This window comes from Nereida sp., from assembly GCF_965655635.1.
Lineage (GTDB): Bacteria > Pseudomonadota > Alphaproteobacteria > Rhodobacterales > Rhodobacteraceae > Nereida.
The window spans coordinates 25,885-52,183 of sequence record NZ_CBFHHE010000009.1; the positions used below are offsets into that span (position 1 = coordinate 25,885).

Annotated in this window: 30 protein-coding genes and 1 tRNA gene; 17 read left to right on the forward strand and 14 right to left on the reverse strand. The window is 56.6% G+C overall.

Annotated features, from left to right (window positions below):
* Positions 1 to 43 precede the first annotated feature (43 nt).
* On the reverse strand, positions 44 to 997 hold the full coding sequence (locus ACTF5M_RS04655; RefSeq protein WP_438959913.1) for an ABC transporter substrate-binding protein: 954 nt from the start codon (positions 995 to 997) through the stop codon (positions 44 to 46).
* Positions 970 to 1,620 carry an ABC transporter substrate-binding protein gene (locus tag ACTF5M_RS04660; RefSeq protein WP_438959914.1) on the reverse strand — a complete coding sequence of 217 codons (651 nt, stop codon included), beginning with the start codon at positions 1,618 to 1,620 and terminating at the stop codon, positions 970 to 972. Before ACTF5M_RS04660 ends, ACTF5M_RS04655 begins: the two co-directional genes overlap by 28 nt.
* 414 nt (positions 1,621 to 2,034) lie before the next feature.
* Between ACTF5M_RS04660 and rpmF the strand changes: the two genes are divergently transcribed.
* From rpmF to ACTF5M_RS04695, 7 genes are all read left to right on the forward strand, one after another.
* Positions 2,035 to 2,244, forward strand: coding sequence for a 50S ribosomal protein L32 (gene rpmF / locus ACTF5M_RS04665; protein WP_438959915.1), 210 nt, complete (start codon positions 2,035 to 2,037; stop codon positions 2,242 to 2,244).
* A 51-nt stretch (positions 2,245 to 2,295) separates the two neighbouring features.
* Positions 2,296 to 3,390, forward strand: a complete 1,095-nt coding sequence (plsX, locus tag ACTF5M_RS04670) for a phosphate acyltransferase PlsX (protein ID WP_438959916.1) — start codon at positions 2,296 to 2,298, stop codon at positions 3,388 to 3,390.
* A gap of 3 nt (positions 3,391 to 3,393) precedes the next feature.
* Complete coding sequence (locus ACTF5M_RS04675; protein WP_438959917.1) at positions 3,394 to 4,374, forward strand: beta-ketoacyl-ACP synthase III; 981 nt, start codon at positions 3,394 to 3,396, stop codon at positions 4,372 to 4,374.
* Positions 4,375 to 4,464: 90 nt separating this feature from the next.
* On the forward strand, positions 4,465 to 4,767 hold the full coding sequence (ihfA, locus tag ACTF5M_RS04680) for an integration host factor subunit alpha (RefSeq protein WP_438959918.1): 303 nt from the start codon (positions 4,465 to 4,467) through the stop codon (positions 4,765 to 4,767).
* 12 nt (positions 4,768 to 4,779) lie between these two features.
* A complete protein-coding gene (locus tag ACTF5M_RS04685) occupies positions 4,780 to 5,613 on the forward strand; it encodes a MerR family transcriptional regulator (protein ID WP_438959919.1) in 834 nt (277 codons plus the stop codon).
* A gap of 108 nt (positions 5,614 to 5,721) precedes the next feature.
* A tRNA-Pro gene (locus tag ACTF5M_RS04690) sits at positions 5,722 to 5,798 on the forward strand.
* A gap of 67 nt (positions 5,799 to 5,865) precedes the next feature.
* A complete protein-coding gene (locus tag ACTF5M_RS04695) occupies positions 5,866 to 6,942 on the forward strand; it encodes a 2'-deoxycytidine 5'-triphosphate deaminase (protein WP_438959920.1) in 1,077 nt (358 codons plus the stop codon).
* 71 nt (positions 6,943 to 7,013) lie between these two features.
* Here ACTF5M_RS04695 and ACTF5M_RS04700 read toward each other — a convergent pair whose 3' ends face one another.
* The 7 genes from ACTF5M_RS04700 to ACTF5M_RS04730 form a co-directional block, all read right to left on the reverse strand.
* Positions 7,014 to 7,175, reverse strand: coding sequence for a hypothetical protein (locus ACTF5M_RS04700; RefSeq protein WP_438959921.1), 162 nt, complete (start codon positions 7,173 to 7,175; stop codon positions 7,014 to 7,016).
* Positions 7,176 to 7,250: 75 nt separating this feature from the next.
* A complete protein-coding gene (scpB, locus tag ACTF5M_RS04705; protein WP_438959922.1) occupies positions 7,251 to 7,952 on the reverse strand; it encodes an SMC-Scp complex subunit ScpB in 702 nt (233 codons plus the stop codon).
* On the reverse strand, positions 7,942 to 8,748 hold the full coding sequence (locus tag ACTF5M_RS04710; protein WP_438959923.1) for a segregation and condensation protein A: 807 nt from the start codon (positions 8,746 to 8,748) through the stop codon (positions 7,942 to 7,944). The genes scpB and ACTF5M_RS04710 overlap by 11 nt, the downstream gene beginning before the upstream one ends.
* 39 nt (positions 8,749 to 8,787) lie before the next feature.
* On the reverse strand, positions 8,788 to 9,804 hold the full coding sequence (nagZ, locus tag ACTF5M_RS04715) for a beta-N-acetylhexosaminidase (protein WP_438959924.1): 1,017 nt from the start codon (positions 9,802 to 9,804) through the stop codon (positions 8,788 to 8,790).
* 48 nt (positions 9,805 to 9,852) lie between these two features.
* A complete protein-coding gene (locus tag ACTF5M_RS04720; protein WP_438959925.1) occupies positions 9,853 to 10,896 on the reverse strand; it encodes an SPOR domain-containing protein in 1,044 nt (347 codons plus the stop codon).
* A 108-nt stretch (positions 10,897 to 11,004) separates the two neighbouring features.
* A complete protein-coding gene (argS, locus tag ACTF5M_RS04725; RefSeq protein ID WP_438959926.1) occupies positions 11,005 to 12,744 on the reverse strand; it encodes an arginine--tRNA ligase in 1,740 nt (579 codons plus the stop codon).
* 155 nt (positions 12,745 to 12,899) lie between these two features.
* Entirely contained in the window at positions 12,900 to 14,033 is a 1,134-nt protein-coding gene (locus ACTF5M_RS04730; protein ID WP_438959927.1) for a deoxyguanosinetriphosphate triphosphohydrolase, read from the reverse strand.
* Between the two features lie 77 nt (positions 14,034 to 14,110).
* On the opposite strand from ACTF5M_RS04730, the gene ACTF5M_RS04735 reads away from it, so the two are divergent.
* Entirely contained in the window at positions 14,111 to 14,437 is a 327-nt protein-coding gene (locus tag ACTF5M_RS04735; protein WP_048597707.1) for a HesB/IscA family protein, read from the forward strand.
* Positions 14,438 to 14,516: 79 nt separating this feature from the next.
* Positions 14,517 to 15,296 (forward strand): exodeoxyribonuclease III, encoded by a 780-nt coding sequence (gene xth, locus ACTF5M_RS04740; RefSeq protein WP_438959928.1) that lies wholly within the window; start codon positions 14,517 to 14,519, stop codon positions 15,294 to 15,296.
* Between the two features lie 24 nt (positions 15,297 to 15,320).
* Here xth and ACTF5M_RS04745 read toward each other — a convergent pair whose 3' ends face one another.
* The gene (locus ACTF5M_RS04745) at positions 15,321 to 16,490 is read right to left on the reverse strand and encodes an FAD-dependent monooxygenase (RefSeq protein WP_438959929.1); all 1,170 of its coding nucleotides are present in this window, start codon (positions 16,488 to 16,490) and stop codon (positions 15,321 to 15,323) included.
* A gap of 115 nt (positions 16,491 to 16,605) precedes the next feature.
* Positions 16,606 to 17,028 (reverse strand): RNA polymerase-binding protein DksA, encoded by a 423-nt coding sequence (gene dksA / locus ACTF5M_RS04750; protein WP_048597372.1) that lies wholly within the window; start codon positions 17,026 to 17,028, stop codon positions 16,606 to 16,608.
* 239 nt (positions 17,029 to 17,267) lie between these two features.
* On the opposite strand from dksA, the gene ACTF5M_RS04755 reads away from it, so the two are divergent.
* Complete coding sequence (locus ACTF5M_RS04755) at positions 17,268 to 18,116, forward strand: AAA family ATPase (protein WP_438959930.1); 849 nt, start codon at positions 17,268 to 17,270, stop codon at positions 18,114 to 18,116.
* Between the two features lie 61 nt (positions 18,117 to 18,177).
* Here ACTF5M_RS04755 and ACTF5M_RS04760 read toward each other — a convergent pair whose 3' ends face one another.
* Positions 18,178 to 18,465, reverse strand: a complete 288-nt coding sequence (locus ACTF5M_RS04760) for a hypothetical protein (RefSeq protein ID WP_438959931.1) — start codon at positions 18,463 to 18,465, stop codon at positions 18,178 to 18,180.
* Here ACTF5M_RS04760 and ACTF5M_RS04765 point away from each other — a divergent pair.
* The 6 genes from ACTF5M_RS04765 (at position 18,464) to ACTF5M_RS04790 (ending at position 22,441) form a co-directional block, all read left to right on the forward strand.
* Positions 18,464 to 19,657: a DUF2927 domain-containing protein gene (locus tag ACTF5M_RS04765; RefSeq protein WP_438959932.1), complete on the forward strand. Its 1,194-nt coding sequence runs from the start codon at positions 18,464 to 18,466 to the stop codon at positions 19,655 to 19,657. The two genes, ACTF5M_RS04760 and ACTF5M_RS04765, sit on opposite strands and share 2 nt — an antisense overlap.
* 6 nt (positions 19,658 to 19,663) lie before the next feature.
* Positions 19,664 to 19,837: a hypothetical protein gene (locus tag ACTF5M_RS04770; protein ID WP_158441636.1), complete on the forward strand. Its 174-nt coding sequence runs from the start codon at positions 19,664 to 19,666 to the stop codon at positions 19,835 to 19,837.
* Positions 19,837 to 21,018: a vWA domain-containing protein gene (locus ACTF5M_RS04775; RefSeq protein ID WP_438959933.1), complete on the forward strand. Its 1,182-nt coding sequence runs from the start codon at positions 19,837 to 19,839 to the stop codon at positions 21,016 to 21,018. The genes ACTF5M_RS04770 and ACTF5M_RS04775 overlap by 1 nt, the downstream gene beginning before the upstream one ends.
* Positions 21,019 to 21,237: 219 nt before the next feature.
* Positions 21,238 to 21,402, forward strand: a complete 165-nt coding sequence (locus ACTF5M_RS04780; protein WP_438959934.1) for a hypothetical protein — start codon at positions 21,238 to 21,240, stop codon at positions 21,400 to 21,402.
* Positions 21,402 to 21,566, forward strand: a complete 165-nt coding sequence (locus ACTF5M_RS04785) for a hypothetical protein (protein WP_438959935.1) — start codon at positions 21,402 to 21,404, stop codon at positions 21,564 to 21,566. Before ACTF5M_RS04780 ends, ACTF5M_RS04785 begins: the two co-directional genes overlap by 1 nt.
* Positions 21,567 to 21,751: 185 nt before the next feature.
* Positions 21,752 to 22,441 carry a M48 family metallopeptidase gene (locus ACTF5M_RS04790; RefSeq protein ID WP_048597367.1) on the forward strand — a complete coding sequence of 230 codons (690 nt, stop codon included), beginning with the start codon at positions 21,752 to 21,754 and terminating at the stop codon, positions 22,439 to 22,441.
* Positions 22,442 to 22,464: 23 nt separating this feature from the next.
* On the opposite strand, the gene ACTF5M_RS04795 is transcribed toward ACTF5M_RS04790, so the two are convergent.
* Both ACTF5M_RS04795 and ACTF5M_RS04800 read right to left on the reverse strand, forming a co-directional pair.
* Positions 22,465 to 23,007, reverse strand: coding sequence for an RSP_2648 family PIN domain-containing protein (locus tag ACTF5M_RS04795; protein ID WP_438959936.1), 543 nt, complete (start codon positions 23,005 to 23,007; stop codon positions 22,465 to 22,467).
* Positions 23,004 to 24,233 (reverse strand): RSP_2647 family RNA methyltransferase, encoded by a 1,230-nt coding sequence (locus ACTF5M_RS04800; protein ID WP_438959937.1) that lies wholly within the window; start codon positions 24,231 to 24,233, stop codon positions 23,004 to 23,006. Before ACTF5M_RS04800 ends, ACTF5M_RS04795 begins: the two co-directional genes overlap by 4 nt.
* 154 nt (positions 24,234 to 24,387) lie before the next feature.
* Here ACTF5M_RS04800 and edd point away from each other — a divergent pair, with 154 nt between their 5' ends.
* On the forward strand, positions 24,388 to 26,193 hold the full coding sequence (gene edd, locus ACTF5M_RS04805) for a phosphogluconate dehydratase (protein WP_438959938.1): 1,806 nt from the start codon (positions 24,388 to 24,390) through the stop codon (positions 26,191 to 26,193).
* The last annotated feature ends 106 nt before the right edge of the window (positions 26,194 to 26,299 follow it).

The following is a 26,299-nucleotide window of genomic DNA, read 5'->3' on the forward strand; positions in this document are numbered from 1 at the left end:
CACGCATGAGACGCCCGCCTAAACTTTCAAAGCTAATGCGTGATTAGTTCACGCTTACCCACCGCAAGATAAAGAAGTTGTCGGGGCGTTGTGTCAGCGCAATGTTGCTTCGCGCACCCCAAACAAGCGGTTGCACATAAAGCGGCACATAAGCTTGCTCATCTTTTAGGATGGTCGCCACCTCGTCCAGCATCGCTTGGCGTTTTGCATCGTCGATTTCCGATGGGATCATTGGCAACAGCGCATCAACGCGGGCGTTTGAATAGTCACCAAAGTTCCAGCTGCCCAGCTTTTTCTCTGCATCAGGTGTGCTGGCAAGGAAACGGATCGGCTGCTCTGCGTCAAAAGTGCCGGGCGACCAGCCCAGAAGATACATGTCAAAGTTGTCTTCGCGCAGCTCTGGCCAGTAATTGCCCACGGGCATCGCCTCAAGTTGCGCATCAAGACCGATTTGCGCCAGCATGCCAACGACCGCCTGACAGACCGCCTCATCGTTCAGGTAACGATCATTGGGGCACTTCAGGCCAAATGAGAACCCGTCCGCATAGCCCGCCTCTGCGAGCAACGCATTGGCATCACCCACCGCAGCACCGTTTGTCGCACCAAGATTTTGCGTATAGCCGCGCATTGCTGGGCTGACCAACTGGTTGGCGGGCTCTGCGTTACCGCGCATGATGGTTTGCAAAATCGCCGGTACATTAATGGCCGATGCAACCGCTTTGCGAACGCGTACATCTTTGAACGGGTTCGGCTGACCTGCGTCAGTGCCGTATTTCAGCGTATCTGCCGCGTGGGGCACGCCAAGCATGATAACGCGGGCCTTAATGCCTTGGATCACTTTCACATTGGCGTCGCCCGAAAGGCGGCTGGCGTCTTGGATCGGCACGGGGTTGATCATATCCACGTCACCCGACAGCAATGCGGCCACCGCCGTTGCGCTGTTCTGGATGGGCGTAAATACCGCCTCAGTCACGTTATGTTCGGCTTCACCCACCATCCATCAAATGGCGTAAGGACATTGCGCAGACCTGGCTGACGCTCGGTCAACATAAAGGCGGCGGTGCCGTTGGCGTTAAGTGTCGCGTGGTTTTCGCCTTCTTTCGTGGGTGCCACCACGTCATTTTCCTCGGCCCATCCGCTGTCCATGATCATCCAGTTGGCGATGCTGTCGGGGAAAATGGGATTGGGCGCTTTGGTCATAATGTCGACAGTGAAGTCATCCACGACTTTCACGTCCAAGACAGGCGAGAACCAGCTTGAGGTATCCGCAGACGGGCCCGAGGCGCGCTGATAACTGAAGAGCACATCCGCAGAAGTGAAATCTTCGCCGCCGTGGAACTTTACGCCCTGACGCAAGTTAAACCGCCAACCTTCGCCGTTGCCGATCGGCTCCCATGACGTGGCAAGCGCAGGCTTGATCGCCATATCTTTGCCGCGGCGCACAAGGCCCTCGTAGACATTGTTCCAAAAGCCCAGAACCGGCGCAGAGTTTACAGCTTGAGGGTCCATGGTTTGGGGATCAGTGTTGCCCGCCCACCGAAACGTTTCGGCCTGCGTGCCAAACGCGGTGCTAAGCGCCAACACCCCCGCAAGCGTTGTCTTGGTCGCAAAATTGGTCATTCGATATGGTCCTTTACCAAGGGTATAAATGCGCGAGCCGCACCGAAACTGTAATGCGCCTTTGGACACTACCCTGCCCCAGATCAGGCGTTTGAACAGACATTGCCAGATACTAATTCCCGCGTTAGCATTCGCTCATTGTATAGTGAGGGGCGTCAAAACAGGCCTTAACTTTAGCGATCCAGCCCCGCTTCGCACCGTCAAGACCGCAAAAGCAGGCCTGTTCCGTGGAGTATTGCGCTGAAATGCGTGCGAAAATACTTGCGCCACTGCAATTTCTGACTATACGTCGCGGTTCTGAAACATACATCGTCTGGACAGCCGCTCGGGAATCCCCTATCGCGCCGCTCAGAGCAGATTGAATATTTACCTAGGGCGCCCTGCGGGCCGTCCGCAGACACCTGAGGTTGAGACATGGCTGTCCCCCAGAATAAGATTTCGAAATCACGTCGCAACAACCGCCGCGCACATGACGCGTTGGTTGCTGGCAACCCGAACGAGTGCACAAACTGTGGCGAACTGAAGCGTCCACACCACGTTTGCGCTTCTTGCGGCCACTACGACGACAAAGAAATTGTGGCATTGGTTGAAGAAATCGAGTTGGATGACGAAGACGCGGCATAAGCTGCTTTTCAGCAAACCAAACCGATTAACTAAAGGCGCGTGTGAGGCGGTATGACCGACCAACCCCAGATCAAACAGATCGAGGATACCACACGCAGTCACACGGTTGTCTCAGTTGACGCCATGGGTGGCGATAGTGGACCCGCGACCGTTGTTGCGGGTCTTGCACGTTGTGCCAAGAAAGATCCGTCTTTGCGGTTCATCTTACACGGCCAAGCCAGCGTTCTGACCCCCCTGCTTGACCGCCGCCGTCTTAGCGATGGGGTTGAGCTGCGTGATTGTGCGGGCGGGGTCGAGATGGCGGACAAACCCTCACAAGTTCTGCGCAGCGGTAAAGACACCTCCATGTGGTCGTGTATTGAGGCGGTGCGCACAGGTGACGCGGATGTTGCAGTTTCATGCGGCAATACCGGCGCGCTTATGGCGATTTCCATGATCCGTTTGCGCAAAGTTGATGGGGTGAACCGCCCGGCGATTGCGTGCCTGTGGCCCTCACGGAACTCATCAGGCTTTAATGTGATGTTGGATGTAGGCGCAGATATTCGCGCCGACGAACATGATCTTTTGCAGTACGCCATGATGGGCGCGTCCTATGCCCGCAACGGTCTGGACCTTAAAACCCCGCGTGTGGGGCTTTTGAACGTTGGCACCGAAGAAAATAAGGGCCGCGCCGAACTTAAAGCAGCCCATGAATTGCTGCGCCGCGCTGCAAAAAAGTCAAAACTTGATTATGTAGGCTTTGTGGAAGGCGGTGATATTCCGTCTGACAAAGTGGACGTAATTGTGACCGATGGGTTTACGGGCAATGTTGCGCTGAAAACCGGTGAAGGGACAGCCAGCCTGATCCGTGACTTTTTGGGCGCGGCCTTCCGGCACACGCCTCTTTCGCGCCTTGCAGCCCTTTTGGCCCTGCCCTCTCTGCGCCGATTGGCGCGCCGAATTGATCCGCGCCGTGTAAACGGTGGTGTGTTTTTGGGGCTTAACGGCACAGTTGTGAAATCCCACGGCTCGTCCGACGTCCTGGGTATGGCCAGTGCAATTCATCTTGCGTCGCGCTTGTCACAATCGGATTTCAACCGCAAACTCGCCAAACGCATCGCCACTGCAAATGAGCTTGCGGCTGATCTGGATAAAGAAGAAAGCTGACGCATGACCCAAGACACTGTCCGTGCTGTTGTTCGAGGGGTTGGCCACTATCTGCCGGCCCGCGTTGTTCCAAACTCTGAGTTCGAAAAAACGCTGGACACCACGGACGAGTGGATCAAAGCGCGGTCCGGTATTGAGCGCCGTAATTTTGCCGCTGAGGGTGAGACGACCTCGCAAATGGCTGCTGCTGCGGCCAAAAACGCCCTGAAAATGGCGGGGCTTGAGGCAAGTGACATTGACGCGCTGATCGTCGCTACATCAACGCCAGACCTGACTTTCCCGTCTGCCGCCACCATGGTTCAGGCGGCACTGGGTATGAAAAGCGGCTTTGCATTTGACATCCAAGCGGTCTGTGCGGGTTTTGTTTTTGCGCTGGCCAATGCCAACGCGCTGGTGATTTCTGGGCAAGCGGAACGTGTGTTGGTGATTGGCGCCGAAACATTCAGCCGCATCATGGATTGGACCGACCGTGGCACCTGTGTGCTGTTCGGCGACGGCGCGGGTGCGCTGATCATTGAGCGCAGCACAGGTGATGGCACCAAAGCCGACCGCGGCATTCTGGCCACGGACCTAAACAGCGACGGCAGCTACCGTGATATTCTTTACGTAGACGGCGGCGTTAACGCGCCAGGCGCTGGCAAGCTACGCATGGAAGGCAAGGAAGTCTTCCGTCACGCCGTTGAAAAACTGGCCGCCACCGCACACACCGCTATGGCGAAATGCGATGTAACCGCAGACGACGTCGCGTGGGTTGTGCCCCACCAAGCGAATTTACGCATCATCAAAGCCACCGCCACCAAGATGGGCCTGCCCATGGAGCGTGTCGTAGTAACAGTGCCAGATCACGGCAACACATCTGCGGCATCCATCCCGCTGGCACTGTCTGTGGGCGTTGAGCGTGGTCAGATCAAAGCGGGTGATTTGCTGGTCACAGAGGCCATTGGCGGCGGTTTGGCTTGGGGATCAGTTGTATTGCGCTGGTAAAGCGCCTCAACTGCCTGTTCTAAGCTGTTGTTATTGACTCACAAATTACCATGGGTCAAAGTCCCTCTCATATGTCTGGGGGATGTCTAAATGGTTGATAAAACACTTACGCGCATGGATCTGTCTGAGGCTGTGTTCCGCGAGGTTGGTCTTTCACGCAACGAAAGCGCAGGCCTTGTCGAAACCGTACTTGATGAAATGTCCGACGCATTAGTGCGCGGCGAGCAGGTGAAAATCAGCTCGTTCGGTACATTTTCCGTCCGCGAAAAAGCCGCCCGTGAAGGCCGTAATCCTAAAACAGGCGAGGCAGCCGCTATTCCGCCCCGCCGTGTTTTGACGTTCCGCCCCTCGCACCTGATGAAAGAGCGTGTCGTAGACGGCAACAAATCCTAAGGGGTCGGCCCGATGGCCAAAACCAAAGATGCATTTCGCACAATCTCGGAAGTGGCTGAGTGGCTCGACGTGGCCCCTCACGTGCTGCGCTATTGGGAGAGTAAATTTGCTGCAGTGAAGCCCGTAAAGCGCGCAGGCGGACGCAGGTACTATCGGCCCGCAGATATGCGTGTGTTGGGCGGCGTACGTAAATTGCTGCACGATGACGGGATGACCATCAAGGGCGTTCAAAAGATGATGTCCGAGAGCGGCGCCAATGCCATTTCCGAACACTCCCGCCCGCTCCCGTTTGAGCAAGACGAGGCTGTTGCCGCACCCCGGGCAAGCACACTTACCTCGCCGCACACAACAACACCCTCACCCGCTGAGGCCCACCAAGAAATAGAGCCCGCGGCAGAGCGAACGAATGACTTCCGCATGGAAGACACCCCCGCAGGACTGCAAGCGTCGCTCTTCCTCGATGAGCCAATCGATGAGCCAGCTGGGCCTAATGATGCTGCAGACACTCTGCAGCAGGTCGAGCCAAAGCCAGCCGCTTCAGCCGAAGCCCCTGCTGCGCTTGATGTTCCTGTCATCGACGAACCCGCGACCCCCGAGGCGGACGTCGTCAGTTTTCCCGCGGCAGCCCCGTTTGATGCGCAAACACCGGCCGGGCCTGCAAAAGCACAAATTACGCCAGTTCAGACGCCTGCGGATCCAACGGATACCGAGCTTACGCAAAGGCCAACAATTGGCGGGCTCATTGCCCAAACATCACCCAACGCTTTGCCTGGGAAAGCCCAATCCATACGCCCCCTTCACGATCGTCTCGCCGCCCTTGCCGCGAAAATGGACGCGGCCAAGTAGGTTCATGACCAGTCGCATGCTCCTGACGAACCCGCACCAATGCTTTGCCAATATTCGTACAAATGACGCTTGTGTCCGCCCCATCCTTGGAGCTATAGACCCTATGAGCGGGCTATGGCGCAGCCTGGTAGCGCGTCCGTCTGGGGGACGGAAGGTCGCAGGTTCGAGTCCTGCTAGCCCGACCAAAATAACCCACATTAAAACGCCTGTGCGATCCGTCGCGCGGGCGTTTTGTGTATAAGGATCAATACTATGGGCGTTCTAGCCAGCCAAAACATCGAACAGCTGATCAAAGACAAGTCGCTTATCGGATCGCCCGAGATTTTGCCCGCCCAACTGCAACCAGCCAGCCTTGATTTGCGTCTTGGAACTGTCGCCTACCGTGTTCGCGCCTCGTTTTTGGCCGGTGAAGGCAACACAGTCGCTAACCGACTGGCCGAGTTTGAAATGCACCGCATTGATCTGACGGAAGGTGCGGTCCTTGAAAAAGGCGCGGTATATGTGGTTCCGCTGATGGAGGCGCTTGATCTGCCTGCGGGCATCACCGCGGTGGCCAACGCCAAATCATCCACGGGCCGCCTGGATCTTCTGACGCGCACAATCACAGATGGCGGTGTTGAGTTCGACCGCATTGCCGCGGGCTACTCAGGACCGCTTTATGCTGAAATCTGTCCGCGTTCTTTCAGCGTTTTGGTGCGCCCAGGGCAACGACTAAATCAAATTCGTTTCCGTGATGCAAAGCCCTCGGTGCTGTCTGATATTGAGCTGAAACAGCTACACGCAGAAGATCCGATTGTGGACGGCCCTGCCCATATCGACAGCGGTCTGGGCTTTTCTGTTGATCTGAAACCCACAGCTACGGGTCTGGTGGGCTACCGTGCAAAACCCCATACGGGTGTCATCGATCTTGATAAAATCGCGCACTATCCGCCCACCGATTATTGGGAGCCGATCTACACCACGGACGAACGGATTATCCTCGATCCTGGTGCCTTCTACATTCTGGTAAGCCGTGAGGCCGTCACCATCCCGCCTGATTGCGCTGCCGAAATGGCACCCTATCTGGCCATGGTGGGCGAATTCCGCGTGCACTACGCTGGCTTTTTCGACCCCGGATTTGGCCACGCAAACGCAGGTGGGCAAGGCTCGCGCGGCGTCCTTGAAGTACGCTGCCATGAGGCACCATTTGTGCTGGAACACGGCCAAGTTGTGGGGCGTTTAGTCTATGAACGCATGGCAGATGTTCCAGATCAGCTTTACGGCACAGGGATCGCCAGCAACTACCAAGGCCAAGGGCTGAAGCTATCAAAGCATTTCAAAACACCTTGAACTTGGCGTTGCACAGCCCTTCTTTTGTTTAAAAATATCCAAATCCCTCAGGGAAAACCCGCAAACCGGCCCTAGTATTTTTCACGGTCTTTGGGTGCGGGTGGCGGTGCAGAGCGGCCCGCCCCGCGCGCTGCGCTTTTGCCTTTGCTTAGCGCGTTCATACCCGCATTTATGCCTTTGCCGATCACGCGCCGCATCACCATGCGCATTACCATGTTCACAATCTGGTTCATCCCGTCACTCCAAACTCGTTACGTACAGATGATATAGGTGCAATACGACGAAATTTCGACCCTACTGAAACAAACCTATTCCTCGAACAGCTCCGTTTGCTCTTCGTCGTCTTGGCTTTCGTCTTCGGCCTCACCGGGGCCCGGCATATCCGTGGGCGTTGGACGATTGTCCAACAATCCAGCCGAGCGAAGCTCTTTCAGGCCTGGCAAATCACGCGCGGTTTCCAAGCCGAAGTGGTCCAAAAACTCCTGCGTGACCACAAATGTGACAGGTCTGCCTGGCGTCATACGGCGGCGACCAAAGCGGATCCAATCCATCTCAAGCAGTTGATCCACCGTGCCGCGGCTTACGGCGACACCGCGAATTTCTTCAATCTCTGCGCGCGTAATCGGTTGATGATATGCAATGATTGCAAGGGTTTCAATGGCCGCGCGCGATAGTTTGCGGTGCTCAATGGTTTCGCGTTGCATCAAAAATCCAAGGTCCGGCGCTGTGCGCAGCGCCCATGCCTCACCCACACGCACAAGGTTCACGCCCCGCCCCTCGTAGCGTTTGCCCAAGTGCACAAGTGCAGTTTGCGGCTCACAACCCATTGGCAGGCGCGAGGCGATATCTTTCAGGCTCAACGGCTCGGCAGTGGCAAATAAGATCGCTTCAACCATCCGCTCTTGTTCAGCCATCGGCGGGGCATCAAACAGGCTTTCGTCCTGCATCTCAGTTGGCGCATCGGCCTGATCTTTTTCAGGCTGCTCAGCGGCGCTCACATCATCCGTCATGGTCACGTTTCCTGATCTGAATGGCAGAGAAAATCTCGCCCTGTCGTATATCAATCTTACCTGCTTTGGCCAACTCGAGGGTTGCTGCGAAATTGGCCGCTGTCGCCGAGCGGCGCTTTTTGGGGTCCATTTCCCACCCTTCAGGCAGGTAACTGGTCAAATCCGTCCATTCGCCCGCGTAACCAATCAGCCCGCGCATGCGCTCAAGGGCTTGTTCAAGGGTCATGGTGGCTTCGCGGTCCATCACAAAGGGGCGGAATTCATCTTTGGTACGGGTGCGCGCATAGCCCTGCATCAGGTCCATCAATGTAGCGGAATAAATCACTTTGCGCACGCGGGTGACGTCTTCGGGAATGCCGCGCACAAAGAAATCACGGCCCTTTTGGTCGCGCGCCATCAGTTTTGCCGCAGCGTCCCGCATGGCGGCCAAACGCTCAAGCTGGAACGCCAAATGTGCGGCCAGCTCCTCGCCCGAAGGGCCCTCTTGCCCGGGATCAGGTGGCAGCAACAAGCGTGATTTCAAAAACGCCAACCACGCTGCCATCACAAGATAATCCGCCGCCAGTTCAAGACGCAGTTCCTTGGCTTTGTCGATAAACGCCAGATATTGGCGGGCCAGTTCCAGCACCGAAATTTTGCGCAGGTCCACTTTTTGGGTGCGCGACAAGGTCAGCAACAAATCAAGCGGGCCTTCAAAGCCGTCCACATCAACAATAAGCGCCTCGGCCGCAACGCGGTCGGCCACACGTTCGGCGTCAAATTCAAAATCGTTTTGGGCGGGGTTTTCGGCAGACACGCAAGAGGCCTTTTTGGTCGGGCACTGCCCTCAGGCAGCTTAGGACGTTAACAGTGCGTTAAATTCGGCCTCAAGGGCCGCGATGTCAACCTCATCAGGGGTGCGGCGGCTTTCAACGGCTTGTGTGGCGCGAAGTGCTGCTTTGTCGGTCATGAAACCGCTTGCCGTGGCTACATCTGTCATCTCGGCCAGATCACCGTTGCAATGCAAAACCACATCACAGCCCGCATCAAGAGAGGCCCGTGCGCGCGCAGCCACAGTGCCGCTGAGCGCCTGCATGCTGATATCATCGGTCACAAGCAGCCCGCCAAACCCGATCTCGTCGCGAATGATCTTTTGCATCACAGGACTGGTCGTGGCTGGTGCCTCGTCAAACGCCTCAAATACGATATGCGCGGTCATCGCCATGGGCAAATCCCCCAACGCGGCAAAAGCGACGAAATCTTCGCGGCGCAGCACCTGTGCCGTTTCAGTTACCCGCGGCAGCGCCTTGTGGCTGTCGACGGTTGCGCGGCCGTGACCCGGCATATGTTTGGCCACAGGAACAACCCCACCGTTCGACAGCCCCGCAGCTGCTGCTTGGGCCAAGGCTACCACGGTTTGCAAGTCTTCACCGTAGCAGCGATTGCGCAAAAACGGATGGGTCTGGGCCGTTGCGATATCGACCATAGGCGCGCAATTGCTATCAAGGCCCGAGGCGCGCAATTCATCAGCAATGATCCGGTAGCGCAGATACATCGCGCGGACTGCGTCTTTGCCATTTTCCGCGACTTTGGCAGATTGATCCAACGGGGGCAGCCACTGTCGCCACTGGGGCGCCGTTAACCGCTGAACGCGGCCACCTTCTTGATCAACAGTAATGATTGCGTCGCGCCCGACCGCCTCGCGCAGCTGTGCGGTTAGGCGTTGCAACTGCTGGGGGGTTTCAACATTGCGCGCAAACAGAATAAAGCCCCAAGGGTCCGCCTCACGGAAAAACCGCGCCTCAGCCTGTGTAAGGCCGGTGCCTGAGCAGCCAAGGATGAACGCGCCATGTGACCTTAAGCTGTGTAACATCAAACAGCGCCCGCACCGAGAAACGGCACAGGATCAACAGCCATCAAATTAGCGCTTAACAATCGACAAACACCGCGCGTTTTCGGCTTCAAGTGCGGAACAAAAACGCTGCGCATCTGCCAATTGATCAAACCCTAATGCGCGCAAACGGTAGAAGGTTTTTCCGTTCTTCTCAGCCGGCTCAATGACGCGTTTTTTCGTGGCCAGATAGCCGTCAAACGTTTTCGCCAAGCGGTTCCATTCGCCCCGCGCCACTTCTGCGCTGTCGAATGCGCCAAGTTGGACCAAAGGCGTACCCAACGGCACAGACGCGGGATCAACCTCAACACCTGTTGATGTGATATTCGCAGGGGCTGACGCCTGAATGACGTTATTGCGCATGACGCGGGCTTTCGGACGCAAAGAGGTGCCGATACCGCCCTTTACAACGGCCACTTTGGGCGCTGGTGCCACGGGTGTCAGGCTGGGTGTATTTGCTGCGATTGAGGCAACCAACTCATCCAGAGCGGCTTTGGTCGCTGGGGTATTTCGGGCCACAGCACTGACTTGCTGAACATTGCTAAGGGACAAACTGCGGTCCGTCTCATTGTTCGCAGTCACATCGTTTGTTTCAGGCGCTGCCGTTACGGGCGCTTTTGCAGCGGAACCGTTGGACGTAGGCACAAGAACGCCCGCAACATCATCAGCCAATATTTCGACGGGCGCGGGCGCAAGCATCAGCTGATCTGGGGCGGCAGGGGCAGATCCCAATGCCGCGATCTCATTCACGGCCAACCCTTGGTGTGCCGCAGGCGTGCCTCCGGGCTTTTCAGGTTGGATGCGCATCGGACCTTCAAGGGCTTTGACCACGGGGACGCCGCTTACATCGCGCGAAATCAGATTATAGCTCCAGACTGCGACGCCAATCACCAAGGCGATCGAAGTCAGCGCACCTGCCGCGTTTACGATCAAATGGGGTTTTGAAGAGACGCTTTCAGCGCCAGAACCGGCCTCACCATAGCCGGTTTCACCATAATAGTGCTGTTGTCCCGCATAAGCATCACGCCCACGCACAGCCGGTCCAGCACCCACGGAATGGGATTGTTTAAACATGTCGCCTCACTGCCCGCCGCCCTTGTTTTATGGGTCATTCGGGTCTCTAAACTTGCCTCAAACCCCCTCACCCACATGGGCAATTAGCGGACGGTGCGGCTTGTTAGATCAGCGCATCTCGGTCGCAGGGGTTACCCCTAGAATACCTAAACCGTGAGAAATAACAACACAAACAGCCCTAATCAGCGCAATTTTCGCCTGTGACACCGCAGCATCGTCTTGGATGAAGCGCAATGAGTGGTCATCATTGCCACGGTTGTAAAGGCTGTGCATCTCGCTGGCTAAGTCATACAGATAAAACGCCACGCGGTGCGGCTCGTGGGTGCGGGCGGCCACTTCGACCAAACGGGGCCACTCTGCAAGCTTTTGGGCCATGGCGATTTCAGCCGCATGATCCAACATGCTCAGATCCGCGCTAGCAAGGGTGGCGTCATCCACCGCGATGCCCGCCTCGGCGGCTTTGCGCATCACCTGATGCACGCGCGCGCTGGCGTATTGGACATACCAAACCGCGTTGTCTTTGGACTGCTCGGTCACTTTGTCGATGTCAAAATCAAGTGGCGCATCATTCTTGCGCGTCAGCATCACAAAGCGCGTCACGTCTGGGCCAACCATTTCAACGACATCCGCAAGGGTCACGAAAGTCCCTGCCCGTTTGGACATTTTGAACGGCTCACCGTTTTTCATCAGCTTCACCAATTGGCACAGCTTGATATCGAGGGCGACCTGCGTGTCAGACAACGCTGAAACCGCCGCTTTCATCCGCTTGACGTAACCACCGTGATCCGCGCCAAACACGTTGATCAAGCCGTCAAAGCCACGGGTAATCTTGTCATAGTGATAGGCGATGTCAGGGGCGAAATAGGTCCATGCCCCATCAGATTTTTGCACTGGACGGTCCACATCATCACCGTAGTCGGTGGATTTGAACAAGGTCTGCTCACGCGGTTCCCAATCTTCGGGCAGCTTGCCTTTGGGCGGTTCAAGGGTGCCTGTATAGATCAACCCCTTGCTGCGCAGATCCTCAATCGCCCCTTCAATCCGGCCCGTGCCATAAAGCGACTTTTCGCTAAAGAAAACATCCATGGATACGCCCAAAGCTGCCAGATCATCGCGGATCATCGCCATCATGGCATCCGTTGCAAAAAGGCGCAGCTCAGCTAGCCAGACCTCTTCGGGCTGATCCACATAGGCGTCGCCCACTTTGTCTTTAAGTGCGATGCCCACTTCAATCAGGTAATCACCAGGGTACGTACCATCCGCAAAAGCGACCTGCTGCCCATGCGCTTCAAGGTAGCGCAGGTAGACCGAGCGCGCCAAAACATCGACCTGCCCGCCGCCATCGTTGATGTAGTATTCGCGGGTCACGTCATAGCCTGCATACGCCAAAAGTGAGGCAAGCGCGTCACCAAAAACCGCCCCGCGGGTGTGGCCCACGTGCAGCGGGCCCGTTGGGTTTGCGCTGACATATTCCACGTTGATCTTTTTGCCGCCGCCAATATTGCTTTGACCGAACTGCGTATCAACAAGGGCGGACTTCACCACGCCCTGCCACAGAGCTTTGGACAAACGCAGGTTCAAAAACCCGGGGCCTGCCACATCGGCGGCCTCAATCCGTGGATCGTTCAGCAACGCCGCAGCAAGTGCATCAGCAATATCACGCGGCTTCATCTTGGACGGTTTGGCCAGCACCATCGCGGCATTCGTGGCCATGTCACCGTGGCTTGCGTCACGCGGCGGCTCGACGGTGACATTATCGAAACTCAGCCCCTCGGCCAAAACACCTGCCTGCACCACCCCCTCAAGCGACGTCACAACAAGGGCACGAATATCAGCAAACAAATTCATAGGGCAGTTCCTTCGGGTATCTTCCGGTGTCTTCACTCGGGCGTGCCCACCAATGGCGAGCGGCGCAAATTAGGCGGCGTGGCGCGTTAACATTCCCTTACCACGCTGCACGCTAGGGTCAACAAATCGCGCGCCACGCCGCGTATACAGCTTTGTTAAAGTTCCAAATGCGCCTCGGCTTGGGCCAATGCAAAACGGTCCGTCATACCCGCGATATAATCGGCCACCAATCTGGCGCGCTCCACATCTTGCGTCGCGGCGGCCACGTCATCGGCCCACTCTTTGGGCAACAACTCCGGGCGGCTCATATAAAGCGGGAAAAGCCCCTCAACCACGCATGTGACACGCTTGCGCATTTCAACCACTTCGGGCGCGCGGTACATCTGTTTGAACAAGAACGCGCGGATAACTTTCAAGTCTGCCCACAAACCAGCTGAAAACTGCACCACAGGGGCGCCGTTGCTGCGCACTTGATCGGCGGATGTTATGCCCTTCAATAGCCCGCGTGAGGTTTTGATCACATCAGCGACCATCACACCAAAAACGCGGCGTAGCGCCTCGTGACGGCGCCGTTTTGGCGCAAGACCCGGATAGGCCGCATCCACCTGAGCGTAAGCATCGCCCACAATCGGCAACGCACAAATATCATCATCCGTGAAAAGTCCCGCGCGCAAACCGTCGTGCAAATCGTGATTGTTATACGCGATATCATCTGACAAGGCCGCAACCTGCGCTTCGGCGCTGGCGTGGGTGTGCAACTCAAGATCGTGGCGCGCAGTGTAATCCGACAGCGCAAAGGGCCACGGCTGCGGCACGGGGCCGTTGTGCTTTGCGATCCCTTCAAGACACTCCCATGTCAGGTTAAGCCCGTCGAATTCAGCGTAGTGCCTCTCAAGCGAGGTTACGATTTTAAGCGCCTGCGCGTTGTGATCAAACCCACCGTAAGGTTGCATCAATGCGTCCAGCGCGTCTTCGCCTGTGTGCCCAAACGGTGGGTGCCCCAAATCATGGGCCAGCGCGATCGCCTCGGTCAGATCAAGATCAAGGTCCAGTGCCCCCGCCACAGTGCGGGCCACCTGCGCCACCTCGATAGTATGGGTTAGACGCGTGCGATATGCATCGCCTTCGTGTTCCACAAAAACTTGGGTTTTGTGTTTGAGGCGGCGGAATGCGCTGGCGTGAATGATGCGGTCGCGGTCGCGCTGAAAAGGAGAGCGGAAGTCGTATTCCTGTTCAGAGACCAACCTGCCGCGGCTATCGCCGGGGGTGGACGCGTAAAGTGCCGTCATGTGTCTGCCGTCTCTTGTGATGCCTGCCTGTGGTCTTATATGATGAGGTGTCTGATGCCACAACAGGTGCCTTTACCATGCTCACACTGCCCCCCACCGTCACGCCCCGCGCGTTTGAACGCCTTGCTGAAATTGGCGCTGCCGCAAACGGTAAAGTGCTGCGCATCGCGGTTGAGGGCGGCGGATGCTCTGGGTTTCAATACGAGATCGACCTCGACACCCCCAAAGATGATGATCTTGTGCTCAGCGGCGCTGGCGAAAGCGTGGTGCTTGATCCGGTGTCTTTGCCGTTTTTGGCCGATGCAGTAATTGATTTCGAGGAAGAGCTGATTGGCGCACGGTTTGTTATCAACAACCCCAACGCGACAAGTTCATGCGGCTGCGGCACCAGCTTTTCAATGTAGCGATTAATCCGCGCCATAAGGCCCATCAAAGGCGCAAAAAGCGCTTTCCGCCCGCCGTGGCCCGTGGCACAAGTGCCCCATGAAAATCGCAAGCTTCAACATCAACGGGATCAAAGCCCGCCTGCCCGCCCTTCTTGAATGGCTATCCGAGGCGCAGCCCGATGTGGCCGTGTTGCAAGAGATCAAATCCGTGGATGAAGCATTCCCCCGCGAGCCGATCGAAGACCTTGGCTACATCGTGGAAACCCACGGCCAAAAGTCGTTCAATGGCGTGGCTATCTTGTCAAAACTACCGCTTGAGGACATCCAACGCGGCCTACCCGTCGACGAGACCGACGAACAGGCAAGGTGGATTGAAGCCACTGTTGTTGGCAAGCAGGCGATCCGTATATGCGGGCTGTACCTACCCAACGGCAATCCTGTGCCTGGGCCGAAATACGACTATAAACTTGCGTGGATGGACCGTCAGATTGCCCACGCAAAGAACATGTTGCGCCAAGATATGCCGTTTTTGATGGCCGGTGATTACAACATTATCCCGCAACCCGAAGACTGCGCCAACCCTGCGGCCTGGGCGGGTGATGCGCTGTACCGTCTTGAAAGCCGCACCAAGTTTCGCGAACTGTGCGCGCTTGGCCTTACAGAGGCGTTTCGTGCGCGCAACGCGGCCCCCGAACAATACACGTTTTGGGATTATCAAGCGGGCGCCTACAACCGCAATGACGGCATTCGAATTGACCACTTTTTGCTGTCGCCCCAAGCCGCTGACCTGCTGACAGATTGTCAGATAGACGCCCATGTGCGCGGCCGCGAAAAGCCCTCGGACCACGTGCCGATTTGGGTCGAGTTGGACATTTAGGCAGGTCATTATCTGGCAGAGCAGCTAAAATGCTTTGGTCACGTCATAGCCGTAGAGCCAATTGAACTTTCGCACGGCCGCAGATGGCGCAATCGCTGAACCACCTCGCAAAACTGCATGAGCTACGGCCTGTAGTGCCTTGTTTTCTATGTGGTAGTTTCGCGCGTTAGCATTCGCCGCCTCAATTGCACGCACGACCCGCGCACGGCGGGTGTCTTGGAACAATTGCAAACCGCGCTGGACCCCTGCGCCAGATTGATCCCCCGATTGAGATTGCGCCAACGCCGCCGGCAAACACCACGCATCTTCCAGCGCGAGGTTCGCGCCTTGGGCCAAAAACGGCAAGGTTGGATGGGCCGCGTCCCCGATCAGAACCGCGGATGCACCATTGGCAGAACCGTACCATTTCTGCGCAACGGGCCGCCGAAATAACCCCCAAATATGCACCTCGTTCACTTGCGACAGCCATTCTTGCACGGGGCCGCCGAAGTCTGCGAAAGCGGCACGAAGGGCCTCAGGGTCATCTGGGGTGCTCCAACTATCTGCGGCCCACGTGCTGCGCTCTTGCACAGCCACGATATTGCGCCGCCCACCTTTCAGCGGATAACTCACTAAATGCCGACCAGCGCCCATGAAAACCTGCGCCTCGGCAGGCTCATCAGGATGTGCATCAATGATCGCGCGCCATGCCACTTGGCCCGTAAAAAACGGAGCAGCATCACCGCCAAGGGCCGCCCGCAGACCCGAACGCGCACCGTCAGCCGCAACTGTGAGTACTGGTTCTGTGGGGCACGCACTGCCCGCCTTAACTTTTACATTCAGATTAAGATCAATCCCTAAGCTGCCGAAATCGTGTGATAAAGCCGCGATCAGATCCGCGCGATGTGCCATCAAAAACATGCCATCGACGTTGGTAAAATCCATGCGCAGCACCTGTTTGCCGCGCTGGTCGCGTAAAACAACCCCGCGCCCCTCAAGGGATGTGTCGCGAAGTTCCGCGCCAAGCCCAAGCGCATCAATCACGCGCATCCCGTTCGGGCTTAACTTCAACCCCGCACCCACTTCGCGGATCTCAGGCGCTTGCTCAAACACGCATACTTTTGCCCCGCGCATCGCTGCAGCGCGTGCTGTGGCAAGCCCTGCTACGCCGCCGCCAACGACATTGATCTGCATGTGCTGAAGTTCACTTTTCATCACCCAGTCATAGCCCGCGCATCATGCAGGTGCAAAGCGGCAAAAGAAAAAAGGCACCACCGCACTATCGGTGATGCCTTTTTATTATCAATTACCAATCCGGCGGCGTTTTGCTTTAATCGTCACGGTGTACTTTTTCGCGGCGCTCGTGACGCTCCTGCGCCTCAAGGCTCATGGTTGCGATCGGGCGTGCATCAAGACGTTTGAGGCTGATCGGCTCACCCGTAACAGAGCAATACCCAAACTCATCCTCATCGATACGGCGCAGCGCGGCGTCGATTTTTGAAACCAGTTTGCGCTGACGGTCACGTGTCCGCAGCTCAAGCGCGCGGTCTGTTTCCTCGGACGCACGATCGGCCACATCGGGAATATTGCGCGTACCGTCTTGCAAACCTTCGATGGTGTCGCGTGTGTCTGATTGCAGATCGTGCTTCCACGCAAGCAACTTGCGGCGAAAGTACTCCAGCTGGCGATCATTCATGAACGGCTCGTCCTCGGCGGGACGATAGTCGTCTGGCAGAAAGGTCTCTGCTTTCATAGTAAAGCTTCCCTCAGTAATCATGCCGCGCCCCTGATACACGTAAAGGCCAGCGATTCATGTGCCCATCTAGCGCAAACGCCCCCTCCTGCCAAGGTCGAATTCGGGCAAAAACTGCATCATAGCCCTTGATAACAAGTTAATATTTGAATGTTTGCGCAACCTTTTTGTTGCCTGAATGAACTAAACTGATAGGTTATCCACAACGACGCGAAAACCGCGCGATACATGAGGCAGATATGAAATTTACAGGCACCGATGGCTATGTGGCCACGGACGACCTGACCGTTGCGGTAAATGCGGCGGTCACATTGCAGCGTCCCCTTTTGGTTAAAGGCGAACCAGGCACCGGCAAAACGGAGCTGGCCTTACAAGTTGCGCGCGCGCTAAAAACACCGATCATCGAGTGGAACATCAAATCCACCACCCGTGCCCAACAAGGGCTTTACGAATACGATGCAGTTAGCCGCCTGCGCGATAGCCAGTTGGGTGATCCGAAGGTTAACGACGTCAGCAATTACATCCGCAAAGGCAAGCTTTGGGAGGCCTTCGACGCCCCCGAACGCGTTGTGCTGTTGATTGATGAGATCGACAAAGCAGACATCGAATTCCCCAATGATCTGCTGCAAGAACTCGATAAAATGGCCTTTCACGTTTATGAGACTGGCCAAACCGTTCAGGCTACGCACCGGCCCATCGTCATCATCACATCAAACAACGAAAAAGAACTGCCTGACGCGTTTTTGCGCCGCTGCTTTTTCCACTACATCAGCTTTCCAGACCCCGAGACGCTGAAACAGATCATCGCGGTGCATCACCCTACCATCAAAGGGGATTTGCTGAACGCGGCTCTTACGCAGTTTTATGAAATCCGCGAAACGGATGGGCTGAAGAAAAAGCCATCAACCTCAGAAGTGCTGGATTGGCTGAAGCTGCTCTTAGCCGAAGATCTGACGGCACAGGATCTGAAACGCGACGGCGCAAATGCGCTGCCAAAACTTCACGGCGCGCTTTTGAAAAACGAACAAGACGTGCATTTGTTCGAACGGCTCGCGTTTATGGCGCGCAGCCAAACAGGGCGGCGATAAGCATCGTGCGCGGTGTGGCTCTTCATTTGACACGGCGCAGAGCGTCACGCGCGGGCCTGCCTCAAAACGCCGACATCTTTGCCCAACTGCCGCGCCATGATCGCGCGCGCACCCAAGAATTGCCGCAATCCAAGGCCATTTCGCCCATCGTAGTTGTTATGTTGCGGGGCGTTACCTGAATGCGGTCAATTGTGTTTGCGGGCTTGTTTGCCCTTAGTTCTTGTGCCCCGACCAATACAAATTCAGTCACCAGCCGTGCGGCCGTGGATATGCCTGCGGTTAAGGTCTTTGCCACGCCGCGCCCGCGCCGCCCTGTTCGGTCAAACCGCGAGATTGCGCGTGATTTCATGGACCTCACGTTCCGGCTTGAAAGTGGCCGCAATGTGCCGGTTTTCACCCGGTTTGAGGGCCCAATTGAGGTGCGCCTGTCCGGCGACAATCTGCCCGCTACCATCACCCGGGATCTTGAGACATTGCTGCGCCGCTTGCGCAATGAGGCTGGCATCCCGATTAGCCGCACTGACACAGACAGCGCGCAGATCAACATCGAAATCATCCCTGCCCGCCAGCGGAAAAGCCTTGTGCCAAATGCTGCATGCTTTGTGGTACCGGGCGTTGCAACGTGGGACGCCTATAAAAAGGCGCGCCGCAGTCACGCGCTTGATTGGACGCAACTACAGACCCGTTCGCGCATTGCGGTCTTTTTGCCATCAGGCACAAGCCCCCAAGAAATGCGCGATTGTCTGAATGAAGAAGTGGCCCAAGGCCTTGGCCCGCTAAATGACCTTTATCGCCTTTCAGACAGCACTTTTAACGATGACAACTTTCATACGGTTTTGACCGGTTTTGACATGCTGATCCTGCGCGCCACCTATGCGCCCGAACTGCGCAGCGGCATGAGCGCCGCCCAAGTGCGCGCACGACTGCCCGCTATTCTGGCTAGCCTCAACCCGCGCGGGCAAGGCATTGGCAACCGCCAACGAACATCAACACCGCGCACATGGAGCGACGCAGTCACCACTGCTCTGTCGCGGCGCAGCAGCGTCCCCACGCGTATCAAATCCATCAATGAAGCCATGCGCATTGCCCAAGCAGAAGGTTGGACCGATGCCCGCAGTGCCTTGGGCCATTTCATCAAAGGCAGGCTGCACATGGGCAGTGACAATGCCCGCGCATTCAGCCACTTCCGCCAAGCGGATGCGATCTATGCCACCCTCCCTGATGCGGCACTACAACGCGCCCATGTTGGCGTCCACATGGCCGCGTTTTCGCTCACCCAAGGGGACGGTGAAGCCGCCGTAGCGTGGGTTGACCGTCACTTAAACGCTGCGCAAACCTCTGAAAACGCGGCACTTTTGGCGACACTCATGATGTTGAAGGCTGAAGGCCTAAGTCAGCAAGGCCGTGCGTCGGCTGCACAGCTTGTCAGGGTGGACAGTTTGGGGTGGGCGCGGTACGGGTTCGGCACAGAGAAAGAAGTGAGCGCGCGCCTCAAAGAGATCGCCTCGCTCTCTCCACAGATTTGGCGCAGCGGAGGATAATTCCCGATGATCTCATTCCCCCTTCTTATGCTTTTGGCATTCATCGTTGGCGGCATATTTGGCGCGATCATTGCCAAACTGCGCGGTGGTGCGCGCAAAGACATGGTGCACTACTTTTTCGTGTGGGGCGTCATTGCATTTATCATCATGACCGTGGGCGGAACGCTCGCCGCGCGCTGATGTTTCTGCCGTTTTTCGAAAACCTAAGACGTCACGGGGTCCCTGCGACCCTGCGCGAGTTTTTGGCGTTTCTAGACGGTATGGCAGCGGGTCTTGCCACATATGATGCGGACGGGTTTTACTATCTGGCGCGGCTTACCTTGGTCAAAGACGAACGGCATCTGGACAAATTCGACCGCGCCTTCGCCGCCAGCTTTTCCGGCCTTGATGAGATCAGTGCCCAAGACGTGCTGAACGCGGTTGATATACCGGACGAATGGCTGCGTAAGATGGCCGAAAAGCACCTTAGCCCCGAAGAACGCGCACAGATTGAGGCACTTGGCGGGTTTGAGGCGTTGATGGACACGCTGAAAAAGCGCCTTGAAGAACAAAAAGGCCGCCACCAAGGGGGCAGCAAGTGGATCGGCACCGCGGGCATCTCGCCATTTGGTGCGCATGGCTACAACCCCGAAGGTGTACGCATCGGGCAAAACGAAAGCCGCCACCAACGTGCAGTCAAAGTCTGGGACAAGCGCACATTTCGCAACCTCGACGACAGTGTCGAATTGGGCACCCGCAATATCAAAGTCGCCCTCAAACGGCTAAGACGGTGGGCGCGTGATGGCGCAAGGGAAGAGTTTGATCTGGACGGTACTGTCAACGCAACGGCCAATGCCGGCTACCTTGATGTCAAAACCCGCCCCGAGCGGCGCAACGCCGTCAAAGTATTGCTGTTCTTTGATGTTGGCGGATCAATGGACGCCCATATCAAAGTGGTAGAAGAGCTGTTCAGTGCTGCAAAATCCGAATTCAAACAGCTTGAACACTTTTACTTCCACAACTGTCTTTACGAAAGCGTTTGGCGCGACAACGCGCGCCGGTGGGACGACAAAATTCCAACGGCAGAAATACTGCGCACATATGGACCCGACTACAAATGCATCTTCGTCGGCGATGCCAGCATGTCTCCCTATGAGATCGCCTATATCGGCGGCGCGAATGAATATTGGAACGCTGAGGCCGGTCACACGTGGCTCAACCGTGCCCGCGCGCAATGGGCCGATCATATTTGGATCAATCCTGTGCCCGAAGCGTATTGGGATTATACCCAATCCATCGGGATGATCCGCGAGATATTCGAAAACCAAATGGTGCCGATGACCCCCGAAGGGCTGACGCGCGGTATGAAGCTGCTTGGCTAAGCCTTCGCGGCGTTTTTTCGTAACAATCAACGCGCCTTACCGCCACTTCCCACACAAAACTATGATGTGCAGCCGTGCACGGATCACAAGGTCATGGCGCAGGGTGACGGGACCCGTTTTGCAGCACCTATGCTGTTGCAGGTTCACACGGAAGACCACCCCGCCTGTCATCTGACAGGGCCGGGGTTGGCCCAACAAATGTAAAAGGAGGACCTCACGATGACACGTTCACAGACCCTTCTCAACGGTCACTCATTCAAAACCGCAGCTCTTGCACTGTTGCTCGGGTTAGGCGCGTCCCTTGGCGCCACAACCGTCGCCAGTGCAGATCAGCTGCGCGTTCCGCAGACGTTGAGCCCAGCGTTTATCCAAAGGCTGTGTTGATGCAAATCGTACAAGCCAAAGCCGATAATAACACAGCGCAACTGACGCATATCCTGCGCGAATCAAACGCCAAGACAGCCGACCCTGCCCAAGCATTTGTGCTGACAGTCTCGGCCCGCGAAGCAAAAGTAGGTGAGCACCTGTTTGATCAACGGCGGTTCTAACGTCCTCTCAGACGGAACGTGCGGTTAAAACTGTTGCGCCGTCGCGAAAAGTATCGCCGTTACCGCGCCCTTGTTGAAAGGCCAGCCTTTGGCTTTGGCACCTTTAGCAAGGGCGTTTTTTATTGACACACAGAAGTTTGCACCAAACACTGGCAAGCCCGTCCACACTGCCCCATATAAAGAGCATGTTGAAATTTGCCCCCATCCTTCTGGCGCTTGCCTATGGCTATGTCATGGTGCGCTTTTCTGCGTGGCGCACAGCCCGCGAGCTTGACCGCAACAGCACAGAGCTTGCTGATCCGATTTTGACAACCCACACAGCGGCAATGGCCAAGGCGCTCGATATCCCGCGCATCCGCGTGCACATCTATGAGATCGAGCCCGTCAACGGACTAGCCGCACCTGACGGGCGTATTTTCATAACGCGCGGATTTTATCAGAAGTTTCAGGCCGGCGAGGTCACAGGCGCGGAAATGGCATCAGTCATCGCCCATGAATTGGGGCACGTCGCCTTGGGTCACTCGCGCCGCAGAATGATTGATTTCTCAGGCCAAAATGCGCTGCGCACCGCACTGGCTATGGTTTTGGGGCGCTTCATTCCGGGCGTTGGCCCGTGGATTGCGGGCATGCTAACATCGCTGATCGCAGCACGGCTTTCACGAACCGATGAATATGAAGCGGACGCATATGCCTCAGCGTTGTTGCATAAATCCGGCATCGGGGTTGAACCGCAAAAGACGCTTTTCACGAAGCTTGAAAAACTAACGGGCGCACGCGGCGGCAGCCCTGCGTGGTTGCTTAGCCACCCCAAAACCGAAGAACGGATCAAGGCGATTGAGGCCAATGTCGCCAAATGGGATGCGGTGCAAAAGTAACGCCCGATCAGGCAGCAGAACCCTTAGGACTGAAGCGCTTTGCCCAACCGTGGCAGACGCGCTTTTTTCAACAGCCCCCGCGTTGTCCATGTACTGCCTGACATCTTTTCTGCTTGGGCGCGTACCCCTTCAACGACGCGGGCCATGACCTCGGGATTGGCATGCCACAACCCCAATAAGAATTGATCAGGGTCTGCGCGCGAAACACCTTCTTCGGCCAGAATATTGCGCGGGAAATCTTTTGCGTTGTTGGTAATAATCACATCGGACGAGCCTGCGATCGCCGCTGCCAACACATGAATATCGTTCTGGTCAGGCAACCAAAGCCGCGCCAAATCACCGTCTTTGGGCCGTATCTGGGCGCTTGTGAAATGCGCATTGAGCATCACCGCTTCAGACCGCGCAGCGACCTCGTCACTTGGCCCATGGCGCGCCGCAGCGCGGGCCCATTCCTCTAACAGCCGTTCAGACCACTGCGGCTCAAACAGCCCTGCACGGGCGGCACCAATCACCACCTCACGCATCACCGTTGGGTAAAGAACGCAGGCGTCAATCAGCGCTTTCACGGCAGCAACCGATAAAACAGTGCCTTCAGATATCCGCTTTCCGAAAGCTGCGGCATCAACGGATGATCTGGTCCTGCAAACCCTGTGTGAATGTGCTGGGCGCGGCGCCCTGCGCGCCCGATCCCCCGCGCTGATGAGCGCGCAAATTTATGCACGTCAGCTGCATGCGAGCACGAACACAGCACAAGATATCCGCCCTCGGCCACCAGCGGTGCCGCCAGTTTTGCCACACGCTCATAGGCGCGCAATCCACGGTCGAGCGATTTTTTCGACGGCGCAAATGCGGGTGGATCACAAACCACCACGTCGAACTTCGCACCTTCTTCGTTAAGCGCCTCAAGAACGGCAAATGCATCCCCTTTGCGCGTACTGAGCTTGTCGCCCATGCCCATGGCATCCGCACCGCCTTGGGCCAGATCAAGCGCAGGCTGTGCACCATCAACGCATGTGGCGCTCTGCGCACCCGCCGCCAATGCCGCCAGCCCAAAGCCGCCAACGTGGGAAAACACATCCAACACCCGTGCATCTTTCGACAGCCGTGCCGTTACCGCGTGGTTTGGCCGTTGGTCAAAAAACAGACCGGTTTTTTGACCGCCCATAACGTCCGCCAGATAGATGGCACCGTTCATCGGCACTTCCAATGGCGCGTCCGGCGCTGTGCCTGCAAGAACCTCGGACACATCATCAAGCCCTTCAAGCCCGCGCGCACGGCCCGAGGCGTTTTTGATCACACAGCTTACACCCGTCACCGATTGCAGCGCGGCCGATAGCTGCCCAATCCGCGCATCGGCCCAAGCGGCGTTGGGTTGCACCACTGCTACATCACCAAACCGGTCAATGATGACACCGGGCAGTCCATCAGCCTCTGCGTGGATCAGCCTGTAAAACGGCGCCTCAAACATCCGCTCACGGTGCTCGAACGCCGTCCGCAACCGCGTCTCAAACCACGCCTGATCAATCGTTGCAGTCACATCGCGGTCAAGCATGCGCGCAATGATCTGACTGTCGGGTGTGACCCCCACAAGGCCCAATGGCTTGCGGTCTGTGTCTTCCAAAATCGCCAAGCTGCCAGCGCTTAGGCCTTTGGTGCGGCGATCCGTCACCAAATCCTCTGCATAGACCCACGGCGCGCCGAACCTGATGGCACGGGCGTCAGATTTTGGTTTCAGTCGAACTACGGGAAGATCCCTGGGTGAAGCGGGCACATCTGTGGTGGTTTGTGTCATGATATCCCCCTTAAAGCACACGATTGAATTGGCCAAGCATCATAGCAAACTGCGGCAAACTGTGTCCCAGATACTTAAACTGCTGGACTTGTTAGCGCAAACATCGCTAGAACGCGGGTGAATATCAGACGTCAAAGCCGATGGAGCCTGCCACATGTCGCTAAACCCCACCCTCAAAGCCGTGACAGACCGCATCATTGCCCGATCAGGAAAGCGGCGCGGGACATATCTTGAGCGTATGCGCAAAGCCGCAGACATTGGCCCAAAGCGCGGCCACCTAAGCTGTGGCAACCAAGCCCATGCCTATGCGGCGATGGGTGACGCCAAAGACCGCCTGCTTGATGAGCAGTCACCCAACATTGGCATCATCACTGCCTACAATGACATGCTTTCGGCCCACCAGCCGTTCAAAGATTTTCCTGATCTGATCAAAGCGGCCGCGGCCAACCACGGCGGCACTGCCCAAGTTGCGGGCGGCGTTCCGGCCATGTGTGATGGTGTGACCCAAGGCCAAGTTGGCATGGAGTTGTCGCTGTTTTCACGTGATGTGATCGCGCTGGCCGCAGGCGTTGGCCTGTCGCACAACACTTTTGATGCGGCGATGTATTTGGGTGTATGTGATAAAATCGTGCCAGGTCTTATCATTGCTGCGGGTACATTCGGCTATATCCCGTCGGTCTTTGTGCCTGCAGGCCCAATGACCAGTGGCTTGCCCAATGACGAAAAAGCCCGCGTGCGCCAACAGTTCGCAACCGGCGACATTGACCGCAGCCAGTTGATGGCCGCCGAAATGGCAAGCTACCACGGCCCGGGCACCTGCACGTTTTATGGAACAGCGAATTCCAATCAAATGTTGATGGAATTCATGGGACTGCACTTGCCCGGCGCGTCCTTTGTGAACCCCAACACCCCACTTCGCGCCGCCCTTACGGAACATGCTACGAAAACGACCCTCGGCATCACTGGACTTGGCGACAATTACACCCCCGCATGCGATGTGCTCTCAGAAAAAGCGTTTGTGAATGGCATCGTCGGTCTGATGGCCACGGGGGGTTCAACAAACCTTGTGCTGCACTTGCCTGCAATGGCGCGCGCGGCGGGCGTTGAACTTACGCTTGAGGACTTTGCGGATATCTCAGCGTTGGTGCCATTGATGGCGAAAGTATACCCCAACGGCCTCGCGGATGTGAACCATTTCCACGCTGCAGGTGGGCTTGGCTACATGATCGGTGAACTGTTGAACGCAGGCCTACTGCACGACGATGTGGATACAATCGTCGGCAAAGGCTTATCACGTTACACACAAGAGCCTGTTTTGCAGGACGGCAAACTTGAGTACCGCGAAGGCTCTGCACAAAGTGAAAACGAGAAAATTCTCCGCCCTGTCTCAAACCCATTTCAACCTGAAGGCGGCGTAAAACAGCTGCGGGGCAACCTTGGGCACGGCATGATGAAAGTCAGCGCCGTCGCACCCGAACGTCAAATTGTCGAAGCCCCCATCCGTGTTTTCGAAGATCAGCATGACGTAAAAACTGCGTTTCAAAAGGGCGAGTTCACATCAGACACCATCGTCGTTGTGCGCTTCCAAGGTCCCGCCGCAAATGGCATGCCCGAATTACACTCGCTCACCCCCACGTTGGCAGTGTTGCAGGACCGTGGCCTTAAAGTAGCGCTTGTTACAGATGGCCGGATGTCCGGCGCATCAGGCAAAGTCCCATCGGCGATCCACGTAGCGCCCGAAGCGCTTCACGGTGGTCTTTTATCAAAACTGCAGGACGGCGATATCGTTCGGGTCGATGCACAAAACGGGACCCTAGATGTGCTGACCGAGGGTGTTGACGCGCGCGCAGCAGCCACACCAAACCTTGAAGGCAACACATTTGGCGTTGGCCGCGAGATGTTTGAAGTGTTTCGTGCAAATGTAGGCCCTGCCAGTTCTGGCGCTGGCGTCGTTGTGTAAACACGGGATTTGGATATTTATGTACAAAAGAAGATCAGCCCCCGAGACAGATACGCATGCGCGCAAAAGTCCTGTGGGGCCTTCTTTTGTTACAGCCATCGGCGTC